The sequence below is a fragment of the Paracoccus alcaliphilus genome (assembly GCF_028553725.1).
Taxonomy (GTDB): Bacteria; Pseudomonadota; Alphaproteobacteria; order Rhodobacterales; family Rhodobacteraceae; genus Paracoccus; species Paracoccus alcaliphilus.
Genome location: NZ_CP067126.1, coordinates 375820 through 402633, shown reverse-complemented (window position 1 = coordinate 402633; position 26814 = coordinate 375820). Strand labels below are relative to the sequence as shown.

Below are 26814 nucleotides of genomic sequence, written 5' to 3'. Positions count from 1 at the left end.
CGGACTGCCTGTCTGTTTTCTAGGACGCAGATTAACGTCACTTCCGCTTTTACGCCGGATTTGCCTTTTTGGCAAAAGGGGATTTGAATGAAAGCGTCAGAGCGCCGAAATGCCGCGAATCCAGTCCTCTGCAGGCCGAATCGGTTGTTGCGCGGGATCAGTCAAGCGCCGGAACGCTGATCGCCGGAATGGGGGGACAATCCGTTCCACTGGCGACTGGATTGGGGGACAAAAGCCGCGCAATGGGTGACACCCTGCATGTCCCCCTATACCATTGATACCGTTTTTATTCGGGGAAATGGGCAGGGCGTTGCGGCGCCCGGAGCAAATCACTTGACAGAATCAGAAAACAGGACGCAAATGCGTTAAATGTGGCGAAGAACGTTTTGAGCGGCATCAGATCGCAGCAGCCACAGGGGCAGTGCCTGCATATGCGGGCCATAAAACAAGCCGGGCAAAAACCGGCAGGCAGGAGCAGTGATGCAGGTGATCCGTCCCGTGGGGCGCGACGCGGGGTCGAAGAAATACGACATTCTGTCGGCGATGATGGCGCATGCGCTGGCGGGGGACAAGCATCGTCAGCGACAGATCATGCGGCTGATGGCGCTGATCACGGCGCGTTACAACTGGCAACGCAATGAGTTGAGCGTGGGACAACGCGAAATCGCCCGGCTGTGGTGCGTCGATGAACGCACCGTCAAGCGCGAGATGGCCCGCTTCCGCGCCCTCGGCTGGCTGGAGATCAAGCGGCAGGGCGCGCGGGGCCGGGTCTCGGTGCTGGAACTTGACCTTGACCGCATCATGCTTGACACCAAGGCCGAATGGCCCAATATCGGCGAGGATTTCGTCAGCAGGGTAGGGGGGGCGACCCCAGCAGCGCCCGCCGACAATACCGTCGTGCCGTTCCGCCGCCTGTCGGTCGAGCCGGGAGAGGGGTTGTGGGCCGCCATGCGTCACCATCTGCGGCAGGAGGACGCCGCCTTGTTCGATGCCTGGTTCGCCGGGCTGGCGGATGAGGGGATCGAGGGCGGTTGCCTGACGCTGACCGCGCCGACCCGGTTTCACGCCACCTATATCCAGACCCATTTGCAGGACCGCCTGATTATCGCCGCCCGCCGCTGCGGCACGGTCATCTCGCGGTTGCGGGTGCTGTCGCCCTGAAGGCTCAGCCCGGATCGGCGTGATAAAGGAATCGGGCTGTGGTGCATGTGCTGACGCGCCATTCGACCGGGGTGTTTTCCAGCGAATAGCCGATGCGGGTGATCTGCGACAGTGGACGGCCTTGATCCTTTCGCGCCGCGTGGCTTGTTCCGGCGCATCAATCCAGGCCCGTCGACGAGGCAGGGGCAATGCGGGAGGCCTTCCATCTTATACAAGATTAAATGAGGCCGCAGCTTGAGGGTCGTCGTGTCGGAATTCACGGAAGAGGATGCCCTGCGCGCGGATCTGGCGGCGGATGATGCCGCTGGAGCCGTTGCTGCGGCGCAGCGACGTGCTGTCGCTGGATGTGCCGCTGACTGCCGAAACCCGGCACATGATCGCGCCGGGGCCTGGAACGCAACGGGGCAGGGGCCGATGGGATCGCCCTTGCGCTGATGGTCGAGATCCTTGCCGCGGGGCTGACCGGGGCGAATTTCGCCGCCGAGGCCGGTTCGTTTCTGGATGACAAGGGCGATCCGCCGGGCACCGGGCAGTTCATCATCGCCATTGATCCGCAGGCTTTTGCAGACAATGCGCTGGAGCAGTTCGCGGAACTTGCCCGCTCGGTCGAAGAGCAGCAGGGGGCGCGGCGCATGGAGGGAAGCCGCCATGTGTGACGGGCTGAAGCTGGATCCCGCGCTGCTTGAGGATATCCGGATGCTGTGATCTGAATAGCCCCAGGGTTCATGGACGCCTTTTTCGCTCGTTTTGAGGCAAGGAGGCCATGAGGGCACAGGCAATCTCACGGATGAGTTCAAGCGCGATGCGGTCGCGCAGATCACGGAACGGGGTTATCCGGAGAAGGAGGTTTCGAAGCGGCTGGGGGTAAACACGCACTCGCCTTATGCCTGGAAGCGCAGGTTTGCGAAGGCGGTGTCGGGCGAGAGCGAGAAGGACGCCGGCTTTCCTCGTCGCCGTGGCCGCGCTTTCATTGCGTTCTGGCACATCAGCCGTTCGATCCGGTGAAGCCCGCAGGCAAGCCCTTCGTTGAGAACATCGCGCCAGACGCGGCGTGCGCCATGGGTCCGGTCGCGGGCCATGAAACTCGTCTCGATCGCTGTGACGAGCTTCGCGTCATGGATCTCGCGGGTGCTGGTCGGGCGGTTGAGCCAGGCGTGGACGCCGGAGCGCGCGACCTCTTTGTTCAGCGCTGCGATCTCGGCCAGATCGGCCGGCATTTGCCCATTCTGGACCTGTCCCGGTTCCGTTCTGGTGATATGGTCATGTTTAGCGGCCCTTTGTTCGATGGCCACGGGTGATTGCCAGCTCAGGGCTGAGTGTTTGCGTCGCGGGTGGTAGAAGCCGTTGATGTATTCGAAGAGGGCGATCTCGACCTCTCGCCGGGTGTGTCAGTCGCGGCGCCAGACCAGTTCGGCCTTCAGCGATTTGAAGATGAAGCATGTGAACGCCATTGGTCCGAGAGAGCATGCGACGCTCGACGGCCGAATGATCATAGCAATTGCCCTTGCCGCTCATCGACACCCTGAACCCATGCCTGCGCAGGATCTTCTGGTCGTCATGCGCACAGTATTGCGCGCCGCGGTCGGTGCCCGCCAGACTTCTTTCTCTCCCCTGGCCAGATGGCTGACAGTGGCGGCGCCCTCATGCTGCTGCGTCATTTGCCGAGAGCGAAGCGCTTCTCGGGAGTCAAGGCTTATGATGCCGACTGGCTGCGCGACGACCTCAAGGGCCGCGGCATCCGTCCCTGCATCCCACCCGAGGCAAGAAGCGCAGAAAACCCGCCAGATACAGCAAGCGCCCTTATCGCAAGCGCGACCGCATCGAGAATGCCTTCGGTCGCATGAAGGACGAGTGTGGGGTCGCGACCCGCTATGAGCGATGCGGCGGCATCTTCCTCAACGCTGTCATCATCGAAGCGATCATCATCTTCTGCTTGTGAAACTTATAGCGATGGACGCTAACTTCAAGCCGGACAACTCAGGTGGGGCTGATCACCTGTTTCCATGCCGGCTCACGATCCGCCAGCGCGTCGCGCAGGAGATTGGCTGCGCGACCTCGCCTCACACCTCGTTTTGTGCCCTGCGCAGGTTCACGATCGACCGGATCGCCATGCGCTTCGCTTCCTCGGGTGCGATGCCCATGGCGTCGCAATTGACAAGGATGGCCTGCATGATCTGCGTTTCGCGTGCCCGGGCCGCCGCCTGATCCGGCGCTGGAGGAGGGGGCTGTGCCGTCATCGGGCTTTCTTCGCGATAACGCCTGCAACGATATCCTTGGTGCTGGCCGCAGCGGCAATCACCTTCGGCTTTTCCTTCTTGGGCTTCTTCTCATCGCGTTTTCGCTTGTTCATGCCCTTGGCCATCTTCCGGCTCCTTTGATCGCCGCCGACAATCGGCGGACTGTGCAGCCTAGACCTTTATGCGGGGATAGATACACAAATCGGCGCGACCGGGTTGTCCCTGCCGCCCGTTTCGCTGTGCAATGCGCCAAGCGGGGCTTGAATGGGTCAAAAATACATCCATATACCATCCACATGGATGGAGAAAACATGATGCCACCGCCGCGCAAGCCCCGAGAGAAGGCACCGGACAGCGAAAAGATCACCCTGAATCTGGGCTTTGTCGATCTGGGCCGGATCGATCTTCTGGTGCAGGAGGGCTTTTACTCGAACCGCAGTGATTTCATCCGCACCGCGATCCGCAACCAGCTTGACGGTCATGGCGATGTCGTCACCCGCTCGATCCAGCGCAACACGATGGAGCTGGGCCTGCGCGATTACAGCCGTGCGGAACTGGAGGCCCTGCGCGATGCGGGCGAGGTTCTGCATGTCAAGGTCGTGGGTCTGGCACGGATCGCGCCTGATGTGACGCCGGAACTCGCCCGGGCCGTCATCGGCTCTCTCACTGTTCTGGGGGCGTTGCAGGCCACGGCCGATATCCGCAAGGCCCTTGCCGACCGTATCCATTAACCATCCCTGATCCAAGGAATACCCGCATGAAACCCTTTGATACCAGTGCCTTGCGCCGGGTGATGGCCGATGCGCGCCCCGGCGCCGCCAGCGATCTCGTGCGCCGCACTCTGGCTCAACATGGCCTGATGGCCGAAGGCGGCAACCCCGCCGCGCCGAACCCGCTGGCCGCCATGGCCGGGATGCTGAACAGGCAGGCGCATCCCTCTGCTGCCCCGGAAGTGACGGTGCCGGGCGCCAGCTTCGGGGCCGATCGCTTCGCCTGCAAGGCTGGCGCCCGCGATTATCTGACCTATGTGCCCGCAAGCGCCAGCGACGGTGCGACCGGGCTGATCGTCATGCTGCATGGCTGCACGCAGACCCATGCCGATTTTGCGGCGGGAACCGGGATGAATGCGCTGGCAGAGCGGCACGGGTTCGTCACTGTCTATCCGCAGCAGTCGCGCGGGGACAATGCGCAATCCTGCTGGAACTGGTTCAGTCCCGGCGATCAGCGGCGCGACCGGGGCGAGCCCGCGATCCTTGCCGGTATCGCCACCCAGGTTGCCGCCGCCCATGGCGTCCCGCCTTCGAAAACCTTTGTGGCCGGGTTGTCGGCGGGGGCGGCGATGGCGGTGATTCTGGGGCAGACCCATCCCGACATCTTCGCGGCTGTCGGCGCCCATTCCGGGCTGCCCTTCGGCAGTGCCCGCGACGTGCCCTCGGCCTTCGCTGTGATGGCGGGGACCGCCGAGTCGCGTCCCACGAACCATCGGGCCACGCCGACCATCATCTTTCAGGGCAGCGCCGATCACACCGTCAACCCTGCCAACGCCGACCGGATCGCCCGCGATATCCTTGGCGCCGGGCCCGAGTTGACACTGTTCGACAAGCAGTCCCGCCAGATCAACGGTCGCAGCGTCGTCCAAGAGACCACGACGACAGGCGACGGGGCGACATTGCTGGAATACTGGAAGGTCGAAGGGCTGGGCCACGCATGGTCCGGCGGCAATCCCGCGGGCTCCTACACGGACCAGACGGGGCCGGACGCCAGTGCCGAGATGGTCCGGTTTTTCCTGACCCGGGGTTGACCTTGTGCGCAGTCGGGATCACCCATGCGGGCAGGAATCGTCATGGCTTGCAGGAAATCCCATGTCCAACTGCCGTCCCATCATGCTGTCCAACGATCATGTCGCCCGCGTGACCCCGGCCGAAGGTCCGCTGCACGATCCGCGCTGGCGGATGCTGGAGGATGCCGATCTTGACCAGCTGGCCGACAGGCTGACGCAGGACAGGCCCCGCCCGATTCCGATCTTTGCCTATGGCTCGCTGATCTGGAACCCGGGCTTTGCCGTCGGCGCGCGCCGTCGTGGCACGGCCATCGGGTGGCATCGCAGCTTTTCGATCTCGCTGGACCATTTTCGCGGCACGCCCGAGCGGCCCGGGCTGATGTTGGCCCTCGCCTCGGGTGGCAGTTGCGAGGGGCTGGTGCTTGAGATCGCGCAGCAGGCCGAAGCGCAGTCGCTGCGTGCCATCCTGCGGCGCGAACTCGTCGCCCATGAACTCTCGGCCAACGCCTGCTGGATCGAGGTCGAGACCGATCGCGGCCGCGAAGAGGCGCTGACCTTTTATGCCGATCCGGTGGGCACGCAGCTGGCCGAACTGACGGTCGGGGAACAGGCGCGGCGCCTTGCCCATGCGGCGGGCGCCGCCGGATCGGGGGCGGAATATCTGCTGCGCACGGTTCACGGGCTGGCGGAACATGGCATCCATGACGATTATATATGGACGCTTCAGCAACTCGTGGCCGAGGAAATCGAGGCTGGCACGACCGCCATCGCCGCCGGGAAGCTGCCGCAGGGATGATGCGGGGCCCGGGCTGATTGCCTGCGTCGGATATGGCTGCTTCCCGGAGCAAGGCATGCAGATGGTGGAACCCGCATCACCAACAAACTGCGCCGCCTGATCGCCAATTATTGTCGTTACCGTTCAGCCATATGCGGGGATCACGATGCCGCTTGCAGCAGTCTGGTCAGCCGCCCGACCCGCTGGCGGGCCAGTTGCACGATCTGGTCACGCGGAATCGTGGCATCCGTGGCCCAGGCCCTGAAGCCGATGGTGATGGCCCGCGACAGCACATGCGCCAGCAGCTGGGCGTCGGCCTCTTGTCCCGGTCCCATGCGTTCCAGCGCCAGCGCGGTCAGGTCGGAATGCAGCCGTTCCAGCGCGGTATGAAAGATCGCCAGCAACTCGGGCGAGGTCGCCAGCAATTCGCCGATCATGGCGGGCACGTCACGCTCCAGCCGCTTGTCGGTCAGCATCCTGCCCAGCACGTCGAACAGATCGTCCACCAGCGGGCCGTCCGAGGCCAGAAACTGCTGTTTCGAGGCCTCGCTGATGACCGGACGGGTTCCGACCAGCGCGGCATCCTTGTTGGGATAATAGTTGAAGAAGGTGCGCAGGCTGATCCCCGCCCGTGTCGCGATCATGTCGGTGGTCAGCGAATCATAGCCCGATTCCAGCGCCAGCCTCAGCGCGGCACGCTGGAGGTCCTGCGCGGTCTGTTCGCGGCGCCGATCACGAAGCGTTGAGGGTTCGCGCATTTTTCGCCAACTCCGGTCATTTCATCACAAGCAAACATTGCATGGAGTGCAATGATATGCAATCAGAACACCTGACACATTGCCTCTGACCGCCCCGGATATTCACCCAAAGGATTTCAGCATGCCCGATTTTCGCATCCCGGTCCGCCTTGGCCTTGCCGGTCTGTTGGCGATGGCCTCGCCCGGCCTTACGCAAGAGGCGGGGCAGATGCCGCCCAGGCAGGTCGGCGTCGTCGAATTGCAGTTGCAGGACGTGCCGCGGGTGGTGACGCTGCCCGGACGCGCCGTGGCCGGGGCCGAGGCCGCCATCCGTCCGCGCGTGGGCGGTATCATCACCGATATCCTTTACGACGCGGGTCGGGCGGTAAAGCAGGGCGATCCGATGTTCAGGATCGACCCCATCGTCTATGAGGCGAACCTGTCGGGTGCCGAGGCCGAGGTCGCCTCGGCCCGCGCGGGGGTGACGCAGGCGCAATCGGCCTATCAGCGGACGGAACAGTTGCAGGGTTCCGGCACCTCGGTCGCGCAGGTCGAGACCGCGCGGGCGACGCTGGAACAGGCGCAGGCATCCTTGCAGGCAGCCGAAGCGGCGCTGAAACTGGCGCAGTCGGAACTGGACTGGACCACCGTCGCCAGCCCCATCGACGGCAGGACCAGCGTCGCGGCGGTCTCGGTGGGTGATCTGGTCACGGCCAATCAGGCCGAGGCATTGGCCACGGTGACACGGCTGGACCCGATCGACGTGGATATGTACGAACCCGCCGTCCGCATGTTGTCGGTTTTCAACGACATCACCGAGGGCCGCTTGCAGATGGCCGACTCGTTGCGTGCCACGCTGACGCTGGAGACGGGCGAGACCTATCAGGCGACGGGTGAATTGCTGGCGCCGGGCTTCAACGTCTCGACCTCGACCGGGGCGATCGACACCCGCTTCCGCTTCGAGAATCCGCAGAACATCCTGCTGCCCGGCATGTTCCTGCGCGGACAGGTCGATCTGGGCACGATGCGCGCCGTTCTGGTGTCGCAATCGGCGGCCACCCGCGACCGCACCGGCCGGTTGACGGCATGGGTGGTCCGCGACGGCAAAGCCGAACAGCGGCAGCTGACCGATGACGGCACCTGGGAACATCACTGGATCGTCACCGATGGGGTCGAGCCGGGAGATCTGCTGGTTGTCGATGGGCTGACCGGGCTGAGCGAGGGGATGGAGGTCACCACCGTTCCCGTCGGCTTTGATGATAAGGGCGTCGTGCGCGAGGAACAGGCCGAGGCCGACCCGCCCGCCGATGACGATCCCGCGCCCGACAGCGGCGACACCCCGGCGGCGGAGTAACCCGGCATGGCCCGTTTTTTCATTCACCGCCCGGTCTTTGCCTGGGTGATCGCCTTCGTGACCATGCTGGTGGGCGGGCTGGGGTTGCAGACCCTTGCCATCGAACAATATCCGCAGATCGCGCCGACCACCGTGCGCATCGACGCCACCTATAACGGCGCCTCGGCCGTCATCGTCGAGGATTCGGTGACCACCGTCATCGAGGACGCGATGACCGGGCTGGACGGGCTGATCTACATGACGTCGAGTTCGACGCCCGGTTCGGCCTCGATCTCGCTGACCTTCGACGACTCGGTGGATGCGGACATCGCGCAGGTGCAGGTGCAGAACAAGCTGCAACTGGTCACCTCGCAACTGCCGGATATCGTCCAGCAGACCGGGGTGAACGTGTCGCGTTCGACCTCGTCGATCCTGCTGGTGGGGGCGCTGACCAGCAGCGATGGCCGATATAGCACGGTCGAACTGGGCGATCTGACCGCGCAGATGATCGAGGATCCGGTCAAGCGCACGCCGGGCGTCGGCTCGATCAGCACCTTCGGTTCGGGCTATGCGATGCGGATCTGGCTGGATCCGATGAAGATGACCCAATATCAGGTCACGCCCGCCGATATCACCGCGGCGGTGTCGGAACAGAACACCAATGTCACCGTCGGCAGCCTTGGCGCGCAGCCCTCGCCCGAGGGGCAGCGGCTGACCATGTCGCTGTCGGCGCAGTCGCAGTTCTCGTCGGTCGAGGAATTCGAGCGCATCCTGCTGCGGGTGGATCCCGACGGCTCGACCGTGTTTCTGGGCGATGTCGCCCGGATCGAGATCGGGCAGGAAAGCTATGGTGGCGACTCACGTTTCAACGGCAACCCTTCGGCGGGTTTCGCGGTGAACCTTGCGACCGGCGCCAATGCCGTGTCCACGGCCGAGGCCGTGCGCGAAGTGATCGCCGGTGTCGCGCCATCGCTGCCCGACGGGGTCGAGGTGGTCTATCCCTATGACACTTCGCCCTTTGTCGAGGAATCGATCAATCAGGTCTATCACACGCTGGCCGAGGCGGTGGTGCTGGTCTTTCTGGTCATCCTCTGCTTCCTGCAAAGCTGGCGGGCGACGATCATCCCGGTGGTGGCGATCCCGGTGGTGCTGCTGGGCACCTTCGGGGTGCTGGCGGCGGCGGGTTTCTCGATCAACACCCTGACCATGTTCGCGCTGGTGCTGGCCATCGGCCTGCTGGTCGATGACGCCATCGTCGTGGTGGAAAACGTCGAACGGGTGATGGAGGAAGAGGGCCTCGACGCCGTCGCCGCCACCGAGAAAAGCATGGACGAGATCACCTCGGCGCTTGTCGGCATCGTGATGGTGCTGTCGGCGGTGTTTCTGCCCATGGCCTTCATGTCGGGGGCGACGGGGGTGATCTATCGCCAGTTCTCGATCACCATCATCACCGCCATGGTGCTGTCGCTTGGTGTGGCGCTGATCCTGACGCCCGCGATGTGTGCGACGCTTCTGAGGCCGCGCAGCCATGACAGCGGCATCGCGCCCGCCCGCTGGTTCAACCGCAACCTTGACCGCGCCACCAATGGTTACGGCAACGCGGTCACGCGGCTGGTGCGCCGTCCCTTCCGCATGCTGGTGGTGCTGGTCGCCATCGGTTTCGGGGCCTTTGCGCTGTATCAGCAACTGCCCGGATCGTTCCTGCCGGACGAGGATCAGGGCGTGATGCTGGTCATGGTCGAAACGCCCGACGGCTCGACCACGGCGCAGACGCAGGCGCTGGTCGAACAGGTCGAGGATTACCTGCTGAACGATGAATCCGAGACGGTGGAATCGGTCTTTGCCGCGCTTGGCTTCAGCTTTGGCGGGTCGGGGCAGAACAGCGCGATGATCTTTGCCAAGCTGCGCGATTACGACCAGCGCGATGGCTTTGACATCGCCTCGCTGGTGACGCGGGCCAATGCGCATTTCTATATGAACAGTCGCGCCGGGCAGGTCTATTTCCTGCAACCCCCCGCGATTCAGGGCATGGGCGCGGCCTCGGGCTTTTCGATGTATCTGGTCGATCAGGCCGGGCAGGGGCAAGAGGGCGTCACCGCTGCCGCCGACCAACTGGTGGCGATCACGCAGGCCGATGGCCGCGTCACCAACCTGCGCGGTAACGAATCCCCGTATGAGACCTCGTTGCGGCTGGATATCGACCAGCAGAAGGCGGCGGCTTTCGGGCTGTCGATTTCGGAAATCAACGCGATGCTGTCGGTGATCTTTTCGGGCCGCGACGTGAACGATTTCGCGCTTGGCAACGAATTGCGCCCGGTGATCGTGCAGGGCGAAGGCTATGCGCGGTCGCAGCCCGACGATATCGACCGCTGGTATGCCCGCAACAATCAGGGCGAGATGGTGTCCTTCGGGGCGTTCTCGTCGCAGATCTGGGATCAGGAGCCGCAGGCGCTGTCGCGCTATGGCGGCACCCGCGCGCTGGAGTTGAGCGGGGCTGCGGCGCAGGGCCTGTCCTCGGGCGCGGCGATGGACGCGATGGAAGAGATGGTCGCGGATCTGGACGGCGGTTTTGGTACCGCCTGGACCGGGCTGTCCTATCAGGAACGTCTGTCGGGCAATCAGGCGCCGATGCTGTTCGCGCTGTCCGCGCTGGTGGTGTTTCTGGCGCTGGCCGCGCTTTATGAAAGCTGGACCGTGCCGCTGGCGGTGATGCTGACCGTGCCCATCGGCATCCTTGGCGCGCTGGCGGCGGCGCTGATCTTTGGCCAGTCGAACGACGTCTATTTCAAGGTGGGCCTGCTGACGACCATCGGCCTTGCGGCGCGAAACGCCATCCTGATCGTGGAATTCGCGCAGGCGCTGGTGGCGCAGGGCCGACCGCTGCTGGAGGCCGCCATCGAGGCGTCGCGGATGCGGCTGCGTCCGATCCTGATGACCACCTTCGCCTTCATGCTGGGCGTTCTGCCCTTGGCGATCGCCAGCGGCGCGGGGGCAGGGGCGCAGAACTCGATCGGGATCGGGGTGTTGGGCGGCATGGCGTCCTCGGCGGTGATCGGGATCTTCCTGGTGCCGGTCTTCTATGTCGCCGTGTTGCAGGGCGTGAAGATGATGTCGCGCAAGCCCAAGGCCGGATGAGCCCATTGCTGGCGGGGCTGTGATCCCGCCAGCAGTTGCACCCGCAGCGTGCAAGGCATAGAAATCCGCCACCGGTCGCAGCCTACCCGGTCATCAAAACAAGGGTTCTGACATGAAAGCCACTCTCGTCTGCTCTGGCGGACTCGATTCCGTTTCGCTGGCCCATATTCTGGCGGCGGATCACGCGCTGTCGCGCATCGTTTCCTTCGATTACGGCCAGCGGCACCGCAAGGAACTGGACTTTGCCCGCGCGGTCTCGGCGCGTCTGGCGGTGCCGTTCCATCTGATCGACATGCGCCCGGTCGGGGCGGCGCTGACCGGATCGGCGCTGACCGATGCGATCGACGTGCCCGACGGCCATTATGCCGAGGAAACCATGCGCGTTACCGTGGTGCCGAACCGGAATGCGATCATGCTGACCATCGCCTTCGGGATCGCGGCGGCGGCGGGTGACGATGCGGTCGCGGCGGCGGTGCATGGGGGCGACCACTTCATCTATCCCGATTGCCGCCCCGGTTTCACCGATGCCTTCGCGGCGATGCAGCGGGCGGCGCTGGACGGCTATGCCGATGTCGCGCTGCATGTGCCCTTCGTGCGCAAATCCAAGGCCGATATCGTGGCCGAAGGTGCCCGCGCCGGGACGCCCTTTGCGGAAACGTGGTCCTGCTACAAGGGCAGTGTGATCCATTGTGGCCGCTGCGGCACCTGTGTCGAGCGGCGCGAGGCCTTCGATCTGGCCGGGGTTGCCGATCCCACCGCCTATGCCGATCCCGATTACTGGCGCGCGGCGATCACGGCGCGCGGGGTGGTGTGATGTATCGCATCGCCAAGGAGTTCCACTTTTCCGCCTCGCATCAACTGTCGCATCTGCCGCCCGATCACCAATGCGCCCGGCTGCACGGGCACAACTATGTCGTGGTGGTCGAACTGGCCGCGCCTGCATTGAACGCCGACGGTTTCGTGCGCGATTATCACGAACTTGCGGCGCTGAAACGCTATATCGACGACCGTTTCGATCACCGGCATCTGAATGATGTGCTGGACGGCCCCAGCACGGCCGAGGCGCTGGCGCGGCATTTCTTCGACTGGTCCCGCGCCCGCTGGCCAGAGGTCGCGGCGGTCCGCGTGTCCGAGACGCCCAAGACCTGGGCCGAGTATCGGCCATGACGCTGCGCATCGCGGAAATCTTCGGCCCGACCATACAGGGAGAGGGGGCGCTGATCGGCCAGCCCACGGTGTTCATCCGCGCGGGCGGGTGCGATTACCGGTGCAGCTGGTGCGACAGCCTGCATGCCGTCGAAAGCCGGTTCCGCCATGATTGGGCGCCGATGCAGCCCGCCGCGATCATGGACAGGGTGGCGCAACTGTCGGGTGGGCAGCCGCTGATGGTGTCGATCTCGGGCGGCAATCCGGCGATTCAGGATTTCGGCCCGGTGATCGCGCTGGGGCGCAAGGCGGGCTATGGTTTCGCCTGCGAGACGCAGGGTTCGGTCGCGCGGGACTGGTTCGCCGGTCTGGCGCTGCTGGTGCTGTCGCCGAAACCGCCTTCCAGCGGGCAGGCGACGGATTGGGCGGCCTTCGACGCCTGTCTCGCCGCCGCCGGGGATGCCCCGCGCGTGATGAAGATCGTGATCTTTGACGAGGCCGATCTGGAATGGGCGCGGGACGCGGCGGCGCGCTATCCCGGCCTGACGCTCTATCTGCAACCGGGCAATCCCGAGACCGATCCCGACAGGCCGGTCGATCCGCAGGGCCTTGCCGATCGGATGCTGTGGCTGGTCGAGGCGACGGTCGGGCGCGGCTGGCTGACCCCACGCATCCTGCCGCAACTGCATGTGCTGATCTGGGGCAATCGGCGCGGGGTGTAAGCCGATCCCTGCGCGATGCCCCCGATAACTGCCCTGTCATGGTGCGAAACGAGGCTGTAACGCCTCTCTGACCGGCATTCCTGCCGGGCAGAGAGGCATGATCTGCATCAATTTTCGGCAAGCCCGTCGCGTCATCAAATTTCTGTAAAATATTGGTATAACTTGAGAAATTAAATCTCTTTCTGCGCGGTGAACGGGGGTTGACACCGAAAATCCAATTAATTACGAACGGTCGTACGGAAATAAGGGATCCCATGGGGCGTAAACGAACGATCGACCGTGGCGCATTGATGAACGCCATCGAAGCCGTCGCCCGCAGAGAGGGTCTGGACGGGCTGAGCATCGATGCCGTCGCCAAAGAGGCCGGGATCAGCAAATCCAGCGTGCTTTACGATTGCGGCAGCAAATCCGCGCTGCTGGCCGAATTCACCCGCCACCAGCTTGAGGCTCATGGCAAGGGGTGCGAGGCCGCCCGCGCGCGCTATGCCGGGCAGCCAAATGCGTCCTTCCGGGCGATGATCGACGAATTCCGCACCGCCCCCACGGATGAGGAAATGTCGGTGGCGATGCTGATCTGCGCCGGTGTCGGCAAGGATGCCAATTGCCGCGAGGTCATGCGCGGCAAGATCGCCGAAGAGACCCGCCGCGTCATCGGCGAGGCCACCGACAAGCGCGAGGTTCTGCGCGCCCTGCTGTCGCTGCACGGTTTGGCGTTCCTCGAATATTTCGGATTCTATCATTTCGATGAAACCGTGCGGAACGAGTTGCTCGATGACCTGCTGGCCATCGCGGAAAAAGACCGTCCCGCGTCGGACGAAACCTGACAACCAATCACAGCCAGTCTGAAAGTATGAAAATGCCCCCCACGAGAAGGATCCTCGGCGCCGCGCCGTTGTTGCTGGCCAGCCTTATCGCGTTCAACACCCCGGTATTCGCGCAGGACATGCCCCCGGCTGCGGTCAGCGTGCAGGTCATGCGCGGTCAGCCACTGCCCATCGTCAACGAATTGCCCGGCCGCGTCGCCGCGACCCGCACCGCCGAGGTGCGCCCGCGTGTCGGCGGCATCGTCGTGTCGCGCGTGTTCGAACAGGGCAGCTTTATCGAGGAGGGCGATGTGCTGTATCAGATCGACCCGGCGACATTTCAGGTCCGCGTCGCCAGCGCCGAGGCGACGCTGGCGCGCGCCAAGGCCGCCCAGCTGAACGCCACCGACCAGTTGCGCCGGGTCGAGGCGCTGCGCGAACGCCGCGTGACTGCCGGGGTTGAACTGGACAACGCCACCACGACGCTGGTGCAGGCCGATGCCGATGTCGCCATTGCCGAGGCCGCGCTGCAAGAGGCTCAGCTGAATCTGGGCTATACCGATGTCACCGCGCCGATCAGCGGCATCGTCGGGCGCGCGCTGGTGACCGAGGGCGCGCTGGTCAATGCCCAGACCGATATCATGGCGACGATCCAGCAGCTTGACCCGGTCTATGTGGACTTTACCCAGTCCTCGTCCGAGATGTTCGCGCTGCGCCGCGCCCGCGAGGCGGGGCAGCTGAACATGGTTTCGGACGACGAGGCATGGGTGCGGCTGTTCTTTGACGATGGCAGCGAATACCAACATCCCGGCAAGCTGCTGTTTTCCGAGGCCAGCGTGGACAGCAGCACCGGCCAGATCACCCTGCGGGCCGAGTTTCCGAACCCCGAGGGCGACCTGCTGCCGGGTCTTTATGTCCGCGTCCGGATCGAGCAGGGGGTGCGTGACAACGCCCTGACCATCCCGCAGATGGCGGTTCAGCGCGACCAGTCGGGCCAGTCCTATGTCTATGTGATGCAATCCGAGGATACGGTCGCGCGGCGCGATGTGTCGCTGGGTCGGACCAGCGGCAACCGCTGGCTGGTCGAGGACGGCTTGCAGGAAGGCGATCGCGTGGTCGTGGCCGGGGCGCAGAAGCTTTACCCCGATGCCAAGGTCGTGCCCGAGGTGGTCGAGGCCACCGAAGAAGGCGCAGAAGAAATCGCCGAAGAACCGGTCAACCCGCAAGATGCCGCCACCGCGCCGCAAGCGGCAGAGTGAGGCAGGCAGATGGCACAATTCTTCATCCATCGCCCGGTTCTGGCCTGGGTCATCTCGATCTTTATCGTGATCGCGGGGCTGATCGCGCTGCCGATCATTCCGGTGGCGCAATATCCGCAGGTCGCGCCGCCGCAGATCTCGATCTATGCCAACTATACCGGGGCTTCGCCGAATGAGATCTATCAGTCGGTCTCGCAGCCCATCGAAGAGGAACTGAACGGCGTCGAGGGGCTGGATTATTTCGAATCCACCTCGGCCTCGTCCGGTTTCGTGCAGATCACCGCGACATTCGCGCCGGGCACCGATATCGCCCGCGCGCAGGTCGATGTGCAGAACGCCGTGTCCCGGGTCGAACCCGTTCTGCCGCAATCGGTCGTGGATATGGGTATCACCGTACAAGAGGCCGGCGCGGGCTTTCTGATGATGGTCGCGCTGGTGTCGGACGACGGCAGCATGGATGCCACCGGACTGGGCGACTATCTGAACCGCAACGTCGCGGGTGAATTGCGCCGGATCGAGGGCGTCGGGCGTGCGCAGGTCTTTGCCTCGGAACGCGCGATGCGCATCTGGGTCGATCCCGACAAGATGACGGGTCTGAACCTGGCCTCGTCCGATGTCGTGAACGCGGTCCGGGCGCAGAACGCGCAGGTCTCGGCCGGTCAGATCGGTGCCGACCCCAACCCGTTTGGCCAGCAACTGACCGCCACCGTGCTGATCAAGGGCCAGCTGAACGAACTGGAAGAGTTCGAGAATATCGTGCTGCGCGCCAATCCCGACGGCTCGACCGTGCGGCTGAAGGATGTGGCGACGCTGGAGATCGGGGCCGAGGACTATATGTTCAGCTCGAAGCTGAACAACCAGCCTGCCGCCGCGCTGGGGGTGCAGCTTTCGACCACCGGCAACGCGCTGAACACATCCGGTCTGGTGCGCGACAAGATGGAGGAACTGTCGCAGTTCTTCCCCGAGGGCGTCAGCTATGTGATCCCCTATGACACGACGCCTTTCGTTCAGGCCTCGATCGAGAAGGTGGTGCATACGCTGCTGGAGGCCATCGCGCTGGTTTTCATCGTGATGTTCATCTTCCTGCAGAACTTCCGCTATACGATCATTCCGATCATCGTCGTGCCGATCGCGCTGATGGGCACGGTGGGGGTGATGCTGGCGGCGGGGTTCTCGATCAACGTGCTGACGATGTTCGCGATGGTGCTGGCCATCGGGATTCTGGTCGATGACGCCATCGTGGTGATCGAGAACGTCGAACGGATCATGGCGCAGGAAGGGTTGCCGCCGAAAGAGGCCACCCAGAAGGCCATGGGCCAGATCAGCGGCGCCATCGTCGGCATCACGCTGGTTCTGGCGGCGGTGTTCATCCCGATGGCGTTCTTCCCCGGATCGTCGGGCATCATCTATCGCCAGTTCGCGCTGACCATGGTTGTGTCGATCATGTTCTCGGCCTTCCTTGCGCTGACGCTGACCCCGGCGCTGTGCGCGTCCTTCCTGAAACCGATCAAGGGCCATCACGAAAAGAAGGGCTTTTTCGGCTGGTTCAACCGCAGGTTCGACGCCATGACCGCAAGCTATGGCCGCGCCGTCGCCATCGCGGTGCGCCGTGTGGCTGTGGTCATGCTGGTCTATGTGGTGATCGTGGCCGGGACCTTCATGGGCTTTTCCAGCCTGCCAAGCGGCTTTCTGCCCAATGAGGATCAGGGCTTCATCATCGCCGATATCCAGACCCCGCCGACCGCCAGCTCCAGGCGGACAGACGAGACCATCGCCACCGCGACCGATATGTTCCTGGAAAACGACGCGGTTCAGAATGCCGTCGGTATTCAGGGTTTCAGCTTTTCGGGGCAGGGGCCGAATGCGGGGCTGATGTTCATCACCTTCAAGGACTGGGCCGAGCGTGATGTCAGCGCGCAGGACATCGCCAATGATGCCAACATGAAGATGTTCGGCTATCAGGATGCGCAGTTCTTTGCGCTGTCGCCGCCGCCGATCCCCGGCTTCGGCACCTCGGGCGGCTTTGCCTTCCGGCTGCAGGACCGTGGCGGTCTGGGTCAGGATGCGTTGCAGGCCGCGGCCAATCAGCTGATGGCCAGCGCGCAGGAAACCGGCCGTGTCACCGGCCTGCGGATCGAGGGGCTGCCACCCGCCGCGCAGGTCTTTGTCACCATCGACCGCGAAAAGGCCAATGCCTTCGGGGTGGCCTTCGCCGATATCTCGACCACGATCTCGCAATATCTGGGATCGGCCTATATCAACGACTTCCCCAATGCCGGCAAGATGCAGCGGGTGACCATGCAGGCGCAGGACGGATCGCGCATGCAGGCCGAGGATATTCTGGATCTGACCGTGCGCAACTCGCATGGCGGCATGGTCCCGTTCTCGTCCTTCGCAACGATGACATGGGAACAGGGGCCGTCGCTGGTCGTGGGCTATAACGGCTATCCGGCGCTGCGTATTGCCGGGCAGGCGGTCGAGGGCGTCAGCTCGGGCGATGCCATGGCCGAGATGGAGCGTCTGGCGCAGGAACTGCCAGAGGGCTTCGGCTATGAATGGACCGGCCAGTCGCTGGAGGAACTGCAATCGGGCAACCAGTCCACGATGCTGTTCGCGATGAGCGTGCTGTTCATCTTCCTGCTGCTGTCGGGCCTTTATGAAAGCTGGTCGATCCCGCTGTCGGTGATGCTGGTGGTGCCCTTGGGCATCCTTGGCTGCGTGCTGGCGGTGATGCTGCGCGACATGCCCAACGACATCTATTTCAAGGTGGGGCTGATCGCGATCATGGGGCTGTCGGCGAAGAACGCGATCCTGATCGTGGAATTCGCCAAGGACCTGCGCGAGGAAGGCCAGACCCTGATCGAGGCTGCCGTCAACGCCGCCCGCCTGCGCTTCCGCCCGATCCTGATGACCTCGCTGGCCTTCACGCTTGGCGTGGTGCCGCTGGCGATCGCCACGGGGCCTTCGGCGGCCAGCCAGAACGCGATCGGGACCGGGGTGATCGGCGGTATGATCGCGGCGACCGTTCTGGCGATCTTCTTCGTGCCGGTGTTTTTCGTCTTTGTGATCGGCCTTTTCAGCCGCTTGAAAGGTGGCGCCAAGGCGCGCCCCGAAACGGCAGGGTGATTTTGTTGCCCATCATGCCCTGCCAGCGTGGGCGGGATCGCTCCGGTCCCGCCCGCGCCTTTCCAAGAAACCTTTTGAGGCAGGCCAAGACCCGCCCGGAACATGAAACTGGACCCCGATGACACGAACACTTACCCTTTCGCGGCGCGCGATCCTTGGCGGCTTTGCCTCGACGCTGGCGCTGTCGGCCTGCAGTCAGATCAGCTATACCGCGCCCGAACCCGACCTGCCGGAACGTTTTGCCTCGGATTCGCCTGCAAGACGGGCGGGGGCGAATGCCTGGTGGGCATCGTTTCAGGACCGCAATCTTGACAGCCTGATCTCGGCCGGTCTGGCGCGCAATCTGGATGTGCAGCAGGCGGTGGCCTCGGTCCGGGCGGCGCAGGCCAATGCGCGGCTGGTCGGCGCCAATGACCTGCCGCAGGTCGGGCTGGACGGCGCGGCCAATCGCGGCGAAAGCTCTGGTTCCGGCGTGATCACGGAAACCACTTCGGTCACGCTGGGGGTGTCCTGGCTGGTCGATCTGTTCGGTGCCAATCAGGCGGCACGGCAAGGCGCTGCGGCCTCGCTGGATGCGGCCTATCTCTCGACCGAGGTGGCGCGGCTGACCGTGGCCAGTGCCATTGCCTCGGCCTATGTCGATCTGCGCTATTATCAGGAATCGCTGGCGCTGACGCAGCAAAGTCTGGAAAGCCGCCGCCGCTCGCTGCAAATGACCCGCGATCAGGACGAACTGGGCGGGGCCACCCGGCTGGACGTGTTGCAAGCCGAACAGCTTGTGACGCAGGCCGAGGCCGCGCTGCCCGCGATGGAGGTGGGCTTCGAGCAGGCGGCGAACCGTCTGGCCACCCTGACCGCCGGCAATACCGCGCAGATCCGCTCGTCCCTGTCGCGCGGCACCGGCCAGCCCCGCGCGCGGTATCGCGCCAGCGTGGGCGTGCCTGCCGATGTGGTCCGGGTGCGTCCCGATGTGCGCGTGGCCGAACGCGAACTGGCCGCCGCCATGGCACGGGTGGGCGAGGCCCGCGCCGCCTTCTATCCGCAACTGACGCTGAGCGGTTCGGTCACGCCGACCAATATCAGCGGCGGTGGCAGCATGAAGACCTGGGGCTTTGGCCCGCAGCTTTCGGTGCCGCTGTTCACCGGCGGCGCCAACGAGGCGCGGCTGTCCGCCGCCGAGGCCGAGGCCGAACGCGCCCGTCTGGCATGGCAGGCCTCGGTTCTGAATGCCGTCGAAGAGGTCGAGAACGCGCTGTCGGGTTATAACCGCGATGCCCGCGCCGTCGCCGCCAACAGCCGTCTTGTGGACAACTCGCGCGAGACCGTGAACCTCACGCGGCTGTCCTATGAACTGGGCGAGGATGGTTTCTTCCCGGTGCTGGACGCCGAACGCAGCCTGTTGACGGCGCGGCAGGAACTGGCAAATGCTGTGCGCCAGCAAGCATTGAATTTCATCGCGCTCAGCGCGGCATCGGCGGGTGGCGTCGGTGTTCCGGCGCAATCCTGAAGGGGCTGAATGCGGACGGCGGCAGCAAGCCTGATGATCTGTATGGCCGTGCTGGGCGCTTGTTCGGCGCGGCCCGGGCCCGACATTCTGGCGCCGGCGGCCAATATGCTGTCGCCGGATGCCGAAACCCGTGTGGTGCGGATCCTGACTGTCACCACCCGCGACCGGCTGGCGGACCGGCCCCATGCTTTCGGGGCCGGGCGGGCGGCGCAGCCGGGCTATGCCAGCTTTGACATCTCGATCCCGCCGGGCCATCAGCCGGGCCAGATCGAATGGCCGGATGGCGCGCCCGACCGGCTGACCGATTTCGTCACCCTGCGCCAGACGGTCATGGGTGAGGCCGCCTTTCTGGATGCCGCCGCCGGATCACGGGTGACGGTCTTCGTTCACGGCTTCAACCACAGCTTTCAAGAGGCGCTGTTCCGTCTGGCCCAGATGAACGCGGATACGCACAGGGATGACACGTCGGTGCTGTTTTCATGGCCGTCCGAGGGCCGGGTCAGCGCCTATCTGGCCGACCGCGACAGCGTGGACTATTCGCGTCAGGCGCTGGTCGATCTGCTGACCGGGCTGGCAGGCCGGGCACCTCCGGGCCAGCGCGTGACGGTTTTCGCCCACAGCATGGGCGGCCGCCTGACGATGGAGGCGCTGCGCCAGTTGCGCCTGACCGGGCGCGACGATGTGCTGGACCGGCTGAACGTCGTGCTGGCCGCGCCCGATATCGATCTGGACGTGTTTCGCGAACAGGCGGTCGCCATCGGCCCGATGCAAGAGCCGGTGACGGTTCTGGTCGCCTCGGATGACAGGGCGCTGGCGCTGTCCAGCTATCTGTCGGCGGGGCATGGCCGGGCGGGCACGATGGATGTCAGCGATCCGCGTCTGGTCCAGGCGGTCGAGCAGGCGGGCATGCGCATCGTCGATATTTCCAGCGTACAAACCGACGGCATCGCCCACAGCCGCTATGTCGATCTGATGGCGATCTATCCGGCGCTGCAAAGGTCGGGGGCGGTGACCGATGACGGCCTTGGCCTGCGGCGCAGCGGAGCCTTCGTCTTCGACGCGGTCGGCATGACCTTCCAGAGACTGGGCGGCATTCTGGCAGACTGACGATCCGGGTTGCCGCGCTGCGATTTCGTATGGCGACGACGACATCGCCAATGCGCATATGATCAAAATTGCTCTGAAGTCCGGCTCCTGCCGATATATTCGCAGGGTGTGCGGGCCAGACCGGATTCGCCGTCGGTACGGGGCCCATGGCTGGCGAGGGTCGTGAGGCTACCGGCGAAGTTACCGGCGGCGCTGACGTGTTCGCAGCTGATCGCGATTGCCGCAATGAAACCATTTTCCGATCCGCTTCACCTTCGCTGATCGTGTGATTCATCCGCCCGACCTGGTCGTTTGTCAGCCTGTGCTCAATCCCATGCGCGCGCCATACCCGGTCGGGCGATGGGGCGGGCGTGCCGGGAAAAGGCATCGTTCCAACCTGATGTTGCCTGCACGGGCGACAGGGAACATTGGGACCGTTGAACTGTTAGGTGAGAAGCCCGGTTCAAGGATCCCGAACGCATGACAGATCGAGTTTCCCGTTTCATCCGCCCATCCGCAGCTGGACGCACATCAGATCGCGGACCGAACGGGGCCACCTTCCTGCGCGGATTTCAGGCCGGGACCACGAAACTTCGAGGCGCGGGACAGCAGGCTGCATATTCCGGCACAGGCGCGGTCCTCATGCTTTCGCTTAACTTACCGTTCCAAAGCTGAGATCATCCGGAGAAGGAGGGACGGCAAGCTGGGGTGATCTCTGACCCGGCAGAGTTTGTCGAAAAGGAAATGGCGCAATGATCCTTGGAGAGACCGGCACGAACATTCCATATTGCGGGGCGGCACCAGTGCCTGCGGCGATCTGGTCCAGCTGGAACCTCGATCCGGTGCTGATAGCCGTTTTGGCGGCTGGATTGCTGGCGGGGGTGAAACATGCGACGCGACCGGGGCTTTTCGCCTTTGGCTGGGTGGTTCTGGCGCTTGCTTTCGTCTCGCCCCTTTGTGCCTTGACCACTGCGCTTTTCAGTGCCCGCACGATACATCACCTTCTGATCGTCAGCCTTGCAATGCCGGTGCTGGCGCTTGCACTGCCATGGCGCAGCCTGCCCGCCCCGATCGCCCTCTGCGCCACCGCTTTTGCGCTGATCCTGTGGCATATCCCCAGCGTCTATTCGGCAGCGTGGAACAGCAGCTGGGTCTATTGGCTGATGCAGTTTGCCATGGCGTTGCCGGCCTGGGCCTTCTGGTCTCAGGTTCTGAACTGGCGCGGCCGCGACGCAGGCACATTTCTTGCGAATGCCCTGATGGTTGGTTTCTTTGCCGCTGTCATGGGGTTGATCGGTGCCGTGCTGACCTTTTCCACCCGGCTTCTCTATCCCGAGCATCTGGCCGGTCCGGTCGGCTGGGGAATGGAGCCGCTGGCCGATCAGCAGCTGGCCGGGCTGATCATGTGGGTTCCGGGTCTTTTGCCGCTGGCGATGATCGCGGCGTTCATGGCGCGGCGGGCATGGCAGCAGCAGGAACAGGCCGCATGATCGCGGCGCTGAAGTTCATCCATATTGCCGGGCTTGCCGGCTGGTGCGCCGCGCTGATCGCCTTGCCGCTGCTGATGCACGCCCATGGCCGGGCGGGAAATCAGCGGCAATATGCACGGTTCCGGCTGGTCACCCATATCGGCTATATCGGCTTTGCCACGCCCGCGGCCCTGATCACCATCATCGCGGGCACCGGCCTGATCTTTGCGGCGCAGGTGTTCACGCCGTGGCTGCTGGTGAAGCTTGCATTCGTTGCGGCCATGGTTCTGGTCCATGTCTGGTTCGGGCATATGATCCAGCGGTCCGGCGAGGAACTGCGCAGCCGCTGGCAAGGCGCACCGATTGCCGGTTTGCTGATCCTTCTACCGGTGATCGCGACCGTGCTGGGTCTGGTGCTGGTGAAACCCGATCTGGAACGGGTCAGGGATCTGATCCCCGATCAGTTCCTCTCGCCCCGGGGGGAATCGTCATGATCGGCCTGTGTTCCCAGCCCGTAATCAAAGACCAGCTTGCCGCCATGCCAGCCGGTCATCCCGGTCATCCCGGTGGCGAGAAGCGAGGTCAGGAACCCCCAGGGCAGCACAGCCGCCGCCGGATCGCCCCAGCGGATGCCCCAATTCGCCCCCAGCAGCGCCAGCAACATCACCGCAAGGATGAAATGCGTCCAGCTGGCGGCGCGGATGCGGATACCGGGCACGAGCAGCAGCTCTGCCGTCCCGGCAAGGCCGGCGAGGATGCCCATCAAGAACCCGACCCCCGCCGCCCAAAGCGCGACACGCGGCCAGAACGGATCGCCCGTCCACCAGTAAAACGCATCCGCTCCCAGCGTGCTGACGCAAAGCGCGATGGGAAAGGCCACCAGCATGGCATGGATCGGATGACCGGCGACGGCGATCCTCGATTCCGTCCGGTGGAAACTGCGGTGCTCGTGGATCGGGTCGCGAAGCCTGCGGCGTGGCCGCCTTGCCTTGGGAAATTGCATCTGACCTCCTGCTGCTTGGTCAGGAAACCGGCGGCGATGCTGATGGTTCCTTTGCTTGCCGGATGCGCGGGGCCACTTTCGACCCTGTCGCCGCAGGGACCGGCAGCCGCCGAGATCGCCGTTCTATGGTGGGCGATGCTGGCGGGGGCGATGCTGATTACAATCATGGTGCTGGCTTTGGTCTGGCGCGGCTTTGCGCGGGCCGAAGGCAATGCCCCCGGAGAAACCTTCTGGATCAAGGGGATGGGTCTTGGTTTTTCCTTCGCGGTGCTGATTGCGGTGGTCGGCGCCGGGATCTGGGTGGGCGAGCGCATCCAGCCCCGTCCGGGCGCGGATGTCATCCGGGTCGAGGCCATCGCACGTCAATGGGGCTGGCGCTTCCTTCAGCCGGGTCCCGACGGCACCATGATCGAGACCGAACGCCGCCTTTACATCCCCGCAGGGCAGCCGGTCGATGTGGTGATCCGCTCTGAGGATGTGATCCATGCCTTCTGGGTGCCGCAGCTTGCGGGCAAGATGGATGCCCTGCCGGGTCGCGACAATCTTCTGCGGATCGAGGCCTTCCTGCCGGGGCTCTATCACGGCACCTCTGCCGAGTTCTCGGGCATCGGCTATGCCGGGATGCGGTTCGAGGTGCTGGCCTATGACCCCGCGGATCCGCCCGCCTTCACCGACCCCGATTTCACGGATCCCGACGAAAGACCGCCCGAATGACGCCGCTTCAGCCCAATCCGCCGCAGTGCGCCCTGCATCTGCATCGCGAACTGGATCGGATCTGGGGCCGCCCCCGGGGCTTGCGCGGCGTTCTCGTCTCGGTCAACCACAGCGAGCTTGGCCTGCGCTTCATGGTCGCGGCCTTCATCTTCTTCGCCATCGCCGGATGCCTTGCCATGCTGATCCGCGCGCAGCTGGCGACCCCCGCCGGGGCCTTTCTGGATACCGCGCTTTATAACCAGTTCTTCACCATGCATGGCAGCCTGATGATGTTCCTGTTCGCCATTCCGATGCTGGAGGGGCTGGGAATGTATCTTCTGCCCAAGATGCTCGGGTCGCGGGATCTGGCCTTTCCGCGTCTCTCGGCGCTTGGCTGGTGGTGCTATCTGTTCGGCGGGCTGATCATTCTGTCCGCGCTGGTTGCGGGCATTGCCCCCGATGGCGGCTGGTTCATGTACACGCCTTTGTCGTCAAAGACCTACAGCCCGGGCGTCAATGCCGATGTCTGGCTGCTGGGCGTGACCTTCGTCGAGATTTCGGCACTTGCGGCGGCGATCGAGATCACCGTGACGATCCTCAGAATGCGCGCGCCGGGAATGAAGCTGACCGAAATGCCGCTTTTCGCCTGGTACATGCTGGGCACCAGCGCGATGATGCTGGTGGGCTTTCCGCCGCTGATCCTTGCCTCGGTGTTGCTGGAGATAGAGCGCGCCTTCAACTGGCCCTTTTTCGATGTGATGCGCGGCGGCGATCCCCTGCTGTGGCAGCATCTTTTCTGGCTGTTCGGCCATCCCGAGGTCTATATCATCTTTCTGCCCGCCGCCGGGGCGATCTCGACCATCCTGCCGGTGATGTGCCGGACGACGATCATGGGCTATGGCGCCATTGTCGCGGCCGTGCTGGGGCTGGTATTCCTGTCCTTCGGCCTCTGGGTGCATCACATGTTCACCGTGGGCATCCCGCATATGGCGCTGGCCTTCTTTTCGGCGGCCTCGGCGCTGGTTGCGGTGCCGACAGCGGTGCAGATCTTCGCCTGGATCGGGACCATGTGGCAGGGGCGGCCCCGGATGCGGCTGCCGATGCTGCATCTGATGGGGTTCTTTTCCACCTTCGTGATGGGAGGATTGACCGGGGTGATGCTTGCCATCGTGCCTTTCAACTGGCAGGCGCATGACACCGCCTTCGTCACCGCGCATCTGCATTATGTGCTGATCGGTGGGTTCGTCTTTCCGATGATGGCGGCGGCGGTTTACTGGATGCCGCTTTTTACCGGCAGGCAGGCGATCAAGGGTCTTGGTCCGATGGCCTTCTGGCTGATCCTGATCGGCTTTCACGGCACTTTCTTCATCATGCATCTGACCGGCCTGCTGGGAATGCCGCGCCGGATCGACGTCTATCCCGACAATCCCGAATGGATCTGGCCCAACCTTGTCAGCTCTTTCTTCGGTTTCGTCATGGCGGCGGGGTTCACGCTGTTCGCGCTGGATCTGCTGTTGCAACTTCTGTTCGGACCGAAGGCAGGGCGCGATCCCTGGCAGGCCGAAAGCCTTGAATGGGCGATGCCCATGCCCGCGCCCAGCTATAATATCGCTTCGCTGCCCTTGCCCGGGCAGGGCGCCCTGCAACTTGCGCGCGGCGAGGGGCTGTTGCCGGGCGCCCCCCGACAGCGACGCGAGACGCTGGTGGTCGATGCAATCAGTGGCGCCCCCCGCCATATCGCCATCCTGCCCGGTAACAGCGCGCTGCCAATTCTGACGGCGGCGGTGATTGCGGGCTTTGTCCTGCTGATGCTGGCGGGGCTTTATGCGCTGGCCCTATTTGGCCTGATCGCCATCGCCGCCATGCTGTGGCAATGGCACCGATTCATGGGCAGCGCGGTCGATGAGGGCATGGTATCCGTCGCGCCGAGGCTGAGCCTGCCGGTGAACCCCGGCGTTCAGGACGGCCTCGCACGGACCGGGTTGACCTGTCTGCTGATCGCGAATGGTACGCTGTTTGCCTGCTTCCTGTTTGCCATAGGCTTCCTGTCGGTGATCGCGCCCAACTGGCCCGCCCCTGAAAGCGGTCTTGCAACCATTCCCGTTGCCGCGCTTGCCGCCGTGCTGATCCTTGCGCTGATCGCGGCGTCCGGCCTTGCGCGGATCAGGCTTGCGGCGGGCGTGGTGGTGGCCCTGCCGGTGATCCTTCTGGGGCTGGGGGCAACCGGCGGTCTGGCCCTGCTGCTTGACGATCCGACCCGCCATGCGCGTGATGCGCTGCGGGCGGCGGGGCTGGGCTATGTCGCGCTGCATTGCGGGATTTCCGGCCTGCTGGCGCTTCTGTGCCTTGTGCAGCGCCGGGATGGCAGGATCGTACCGGGTCGTATCTCGGCCTGGCCGGTCTGGCGGATCTGGCAGGACTACACGCTGGCGACCGCACTGATCCTGACTCTGCTGATCGCAGCGCAAGAGGTGCTGACATGAGCTGGCCGCTGCGCGCCCTTCTGGGCCCCGCCTTCTGGGCTTTTGCCTTTTCGCTGATCTATGCCGCGCATGGTGCCGGCTGCGCATGGGACTGGCCCGCAAGGCCCGCGCCCTTGGGCGACCTGCATCATTTCACGCTGATCGCGCTGTGGCTGGTGTCGCTGGTGATCGCCGCCGGAATCCTCGGGCTTTCGCCGCGCCGTGATACCACCGGCGACAGGATCGCCCGTGCCGGCGGCTGGATCGGGCTGGTCGCCGTCGCGCTGACACTGTTCCCGGTCATGGGCCTGAGCACCTGCGGCGGATAGCAGATACGCCCGAAATTCCAGTCAGACGCATGACCCTGTGGGCGCGCGCCC

The 26814-nt window shown here is 64.4% G+C and carries 24 protein-coding genes and 4 pseudogenes; 22 read left to right on the top strand and 6 right to left on the bottom strand.

Annotated features, from left to right (window positions below; translation table 11 throughout):
• Positions 1 to 480: 480 nt before the first annotated feature.
• The 3 genes and pseudogenes from JHW40_RS22295 to JHW40_RS22285 all read left to right on the top strand — a co-directional run.
• Positions 481 to 1161 carry a DnaA N-terminal domain-containing protein gene (locus tag JHW40_RS22295; protein WP_090615835.1) on the top strand — a complete coding sequence of 227 codons (681 nt, stop codon included), beginning with the start codon at positions 481 to 483 and terminating at the stop codon, positions 1159 to 1161.
• A 389-nt stretch (positions 1162 to 1550) separates the two neighbouring features.
• On the top strand, positions 1551 to 1817 hold the full coding sequence (locus JHW40_RS22290; RefSeq protein WP_419182489.1) for an Ldh family oxidoreductase: 267 nt from the start codon (positions 1551 to 1553) through the stop codon (positions 1815 to 1817).
• A 91-nt stretch (positions 1818 to 1908) separates the two neighbouring features.
• Positions 1909 to 2112: pseudogene (locus JHW40_RS22285) on the top strand (transposase); the annotation flags it as partial.
• On the opposite strand, the pseudogene JHW40_RS22280 reads toward JHW40_RS22285, so the two are convergent.
• Positions 2100 to 2336 (bottom strand): annotated as a pseudogene (locus JHW40_RS22280) (IS3 family transposase); the annotation flags it as partial. The pseudogenes JHW40_RS22285 and JHW40_RS22280 overlap by 13 nt on opposite strands.
• A gap of 93 nt (positions 2337 to 2429) precedes the next feature.
• A pseudogene (locus JHW40_RS22275) lies at positions 2430 to 2748 on the bottom strand (IS3 family transposase); the annotation flags it as partial.
• On the opposite strand from JHW40_RS22275, the pseudogene JHW40_RS22270 reads away from it, so the two are divergent.
• Positions 2739 to 3100 (top strand): annotated as a pseudogene (locus JHW40_RS22270) (transposase); the annotation flags it as partial. The pseudogenes JHW40_RS22275 and JHW40_RS22270 sit on opposite strands and share 10 nt — an antisense overlap.
• A gap of 121 nt (positions 3101 to 3221) precedes the next feature.
• Here the strand turns inward: JHW40_RS22270 and JHW40_RS22265 are convergent.
• Both JHW40_RS22265 and JHW40_RS22260 read right to left on the bottom strand, forming a co-directional pair.
• Positions 3222 to 3398, bottom strand: a complete 177-nt coding sequence (locus tag JHW40_RS22265; RefSeq protein ID WP_170851914.1) for a hypothetical protein — start codon at positions 3396 to 3398, stop codon at positions 3222 to 3224.
• Entirely contained in the window at positions 3395 to 3523 is a 129-nt protein-coding gene (locus JHW40_RS22260; protein ID WP_272849130.1) for a hypothetical protein, read from the bottom strand. Before JHW40_RS22260 ends, JHW40_RS22265 begins: the two co-directional genes overlap by 4 nt.
• A 189-nt stretch (positions 3524 to 3712) precedes the next feature.
• Between JHW40_RS22260 and JHW40_RS22255 the strand changes: the two genes are divergently transcribed.
• The 3 genes from JHW40_RS22255 to JHW40_RS22245 all read left to right on the top strand — a co-directional run bounded on the left by JHW40_RS22255 (position 3713) and on the right by JHW40_RS22245 (position 5974).
• Entirely contained in the window at positions 3713 to 4129 is a 417-nt protein-coding gene (locus tag JHW40_RS22255) for a CopG family transcriptional regulator (protein ID WP_090615942.1), read from the top strand.
• 26 nt (positions 4130 to 4155) lie between these two features.
• A complete protein-coding gene (locus tag JHW40_RS22250) occupies positions 4156 to 5199 on the top strand; it encodes an extracellular catalytic domain type 1 short-chain-length polyhydroxyalkanoate depolymerase (protein ID WP_090615851.1) in 1044 nt (347 codons plus the stop codon).
• A gap of 61 nt (positions 5200 to 5260) precedes the next feature.
• Positions 5261 to 5974 (top strand): gamma-glutamylcyclotransferase, encoded by a 714-nt coding sequence (locus JHW40_RS22245; protein ID WP_090615855.1) that lies wholly within the window; start codon positions 5261 to 5263, stop codon positions 5972 to 5974.
• A gap of 140 nt (positions 5975 to 6114) precedes the next feature.
• Here the strand turns inward: JHW40_RS22245 and JHW40_RS22240 are convergent, their stop codons facing one another.
• A complete protein-coding gene (locus JHW40_RS22240; protein WP_090615860.1) occupies positions 6115 to 6711 on the bottom strand; it encodes a TetR/AcrR family transcriptional regulator in 597 nt (198 codons plus the stop codon).
• Positions 6712 to 6832: 121 nt separating this feature from the next.
• Between JHW40_RS22240 and JHW40_RS22235 the strand changes: the two genes are divergently transcribed.
• The 12 genes from JHW40_RS22235 to JHW40_RS22180 all read left to right on the top strand — a co-directional run bounded on the left by JHW40_RS22235 (position 6833) and on the right by JHW40_RS22180 (position 22770).
• Positions 6833 to 8044 carry an efflux RND transporter periplasmic adaptor subunit gene (locus tag JHW40_RS22235; protein ID WP_244519311.1) on the top strand — a complete coding sequence of 404 codons (1212 nt, stop codon included), beginning with the start codon at positions 6833 to 6835 and terminating at the stop codon, positions 8042 to 8044.
• A gap of 6 nt (positions 8045 to 8050) precedes the next feature.
• Positions 8051 to 11158, top strand: coding sequence for an efflux RND transporter permease subunit (locus tag JHW40_RS22230; RefSeq protein WP_090615866.1), 3108 nt, complete (start codon positions 8051 to 8053; stop codon positions 11156 to 11158).
• Positions 11159 to 11270: 112 nt separating this feature from the next.
• On the top strand, positions 11271 to 11972 hold the full coding sequence (gene queC, locus JHW40_RS22225; RefSeq protein ID WP_090615869.1) for a 7-cyano-7-deazaguanine synthase QueC: 702 nt from the start codon (positions 11271 to 11273) through the stop codon (positions 11970 to 11972).
• Entirely contained in the window at positions 11972 to 12325 is a 354-nt protein-coding gene (gene queD, locus JHW40_RS22220) for a 6-carboxytetrahydropterin synthase QueD (RefSeq protein ID WP_090615871.1), read from the top strand. Before queC ends, queD begins: the two co-directional genes overlap by 1 nt.
• Complete coding sequence (gene queE / locus JHW40_RS22215) at positions 12322 to 13026, top strand: 7-carboxy-7-deazaguanine synthase QueE (RefSeq protein ID WP_090615874.1); 705 nt, start codon at positions 12322 to 12324, stop codon at positions 13024 to 13026. Before queD ends, queE begins: the two co-directional genes overlap by 4 nt.
• Before the next feature lie 254 nt (positions 13027 to 13280).
• On the top strand, positions 13281 to 13850 hold the full coding sequence (locus JHW40_RS22210; RefSeq protein ID WP_090615878.1) for a TetR/AcrR family transcriptional regulator: 570 nt from the start codon (positions 13281 to 13283) through the stop codon (positions 13848 to 13850).
• A 32-nt stretch (positions 13851 to 13882) separates the two neighbouring features.
• On the top strand, positions 13883 to 15088 hold the full coding sequence (locus JHW40_RS22205; protein ID WP_090615949.1) for an efflux RND transporter periplasmic adaptor subunit: 1206 nt from the start codon (positions 13883 to 13885) through the stop codon (positions 15086 to 15088).
• Positions 15089 to 15097: 9 nt separating this feature from the next.
• Positions 15098 to 18214, top strand: a complete 3117-nt coding sequence (locus tag JHW40_RS22200; RefSeq protein ID WP_090615883.1) for an efflux RND transporter permease subunit — start codon at positions 15098 to 15100, stop codon at positions 18212 to 18214.
• Positions 18215 to 18332: 118 nt separating this feature from the next.
• Positions 18333 to 19721 (top strand): efflux transporter outer membrane subunit, encoded by a 1389-nt coding sequence (locus tag JHW40_RS22195; protein WP_090615887.1) that lies wholly within the window; start codon positions 18333 to 18335, stop codon positions 19719 to 19721.
• A gap of 33 nt (positions 19722 to 19754) precedes the next feature.
• Positions 19755 to 20828: an alpha/beta hydrolase gene (locus JHW40_RS22190; protein ID WP_170851915.1), complete on the top strand. Its 1074-nt coding sequence runs from the start codon at positions 19755 to 19757 to the stop codon at positions 20826 to 20828.
• Between the two features lie 731 nt (positions 20829 to 21559).
• The gene (locus JHW40_RS22185; RefSeq protein ID WP_090615894.1) at positions 21560 to 22297 is read left to right on the top strand and encodes a cytochrome c oxidase assembly protein; all 738 of its coding nucleotides are present in this window, start codon (positions 21560 to 21562) and stop codon (positions 22295 to 22297) included.
• Complete coding sequence (locus tag JHW40_RS22180) at positions 22294 to 22770, top strand: CopD family protein (protein WP_090615898.1); 477 nt, start codon at positions 22294 to 22296, stop codon at positions 22768 to 22770. Before JHW40_RS22185 ends, JHW40_RS22180 begins: the two co-directional genes overlap by 4 nt.
• Here the strand turns inward: JHW40_RS22180 and JHW40_RS22175 are convergent.
• Positions 22737 to 23279, bottom strand: coding sequence for a DUF2231 domain-containing protein (locus JHW40_RS22175; RefSeq protein ID WP_090615901.1), 543 nt, complete (start codon positions 23277 to 23279; stop codon positions 22737 to 22739). The genes JHW40_RS22180 and JHW40_RS22175 overlap by 34 nt on opposite strands.
• Before the next feature lie 36 nt (positions 23280 to 23315).
• On the opposite strand from JHW40_RS22175, the gene JHW40_RS22170 reads away from it, so the two are divergent.
• The 3 genes from JHW40_RS22170 to JHW40_RS22160 are packed head-to-tail and all read left to right on the top strand — an operon-like array spanning position 23316 to position 26763.
• A complete protein-coding gene (locus tag JHW40_RS22170; protein WP_090615904.1) occupies positions 23316 to 23993 on the top strand; it encodes a cytochrome c oxidase subunit II in 678 nt (225 codons plus the stop codon).
• The gene (ctaD, locus tag JHW40_RS22165) at positions 23990 to 26455 is read left to right on the top strand and encodes a cytochrome c oxidase subunit I (RefSeq protein WP_090615906.1); all 2466 of its coding nucleotides are present in this window, start codon (positions 23990 to 23992) and stop codon (positions 26453 to 26455) included. Before JHW40_RS22170 ends, ctaD begins: the two co-directional genes overlap by 4 nt.
• Positions 26452 to 26763 carry a hypothetical protein gene (locus JHW40_RS22160; protein WP_090615910.1) on the top strand — a complete coding sequence of 104 codons (312 nt, stop codon included), beginning with the start codon at positions 26452 to 26454 and terminating at the stop codon, positions 26761 to 26763. Before ctaD ends, JHW40_RS22160 begins: the two co-directional genes overlap by 4 nt.
• The last annotated feature ends 51 nt before the right edge of the window (positions 26764 to 26814 follow it).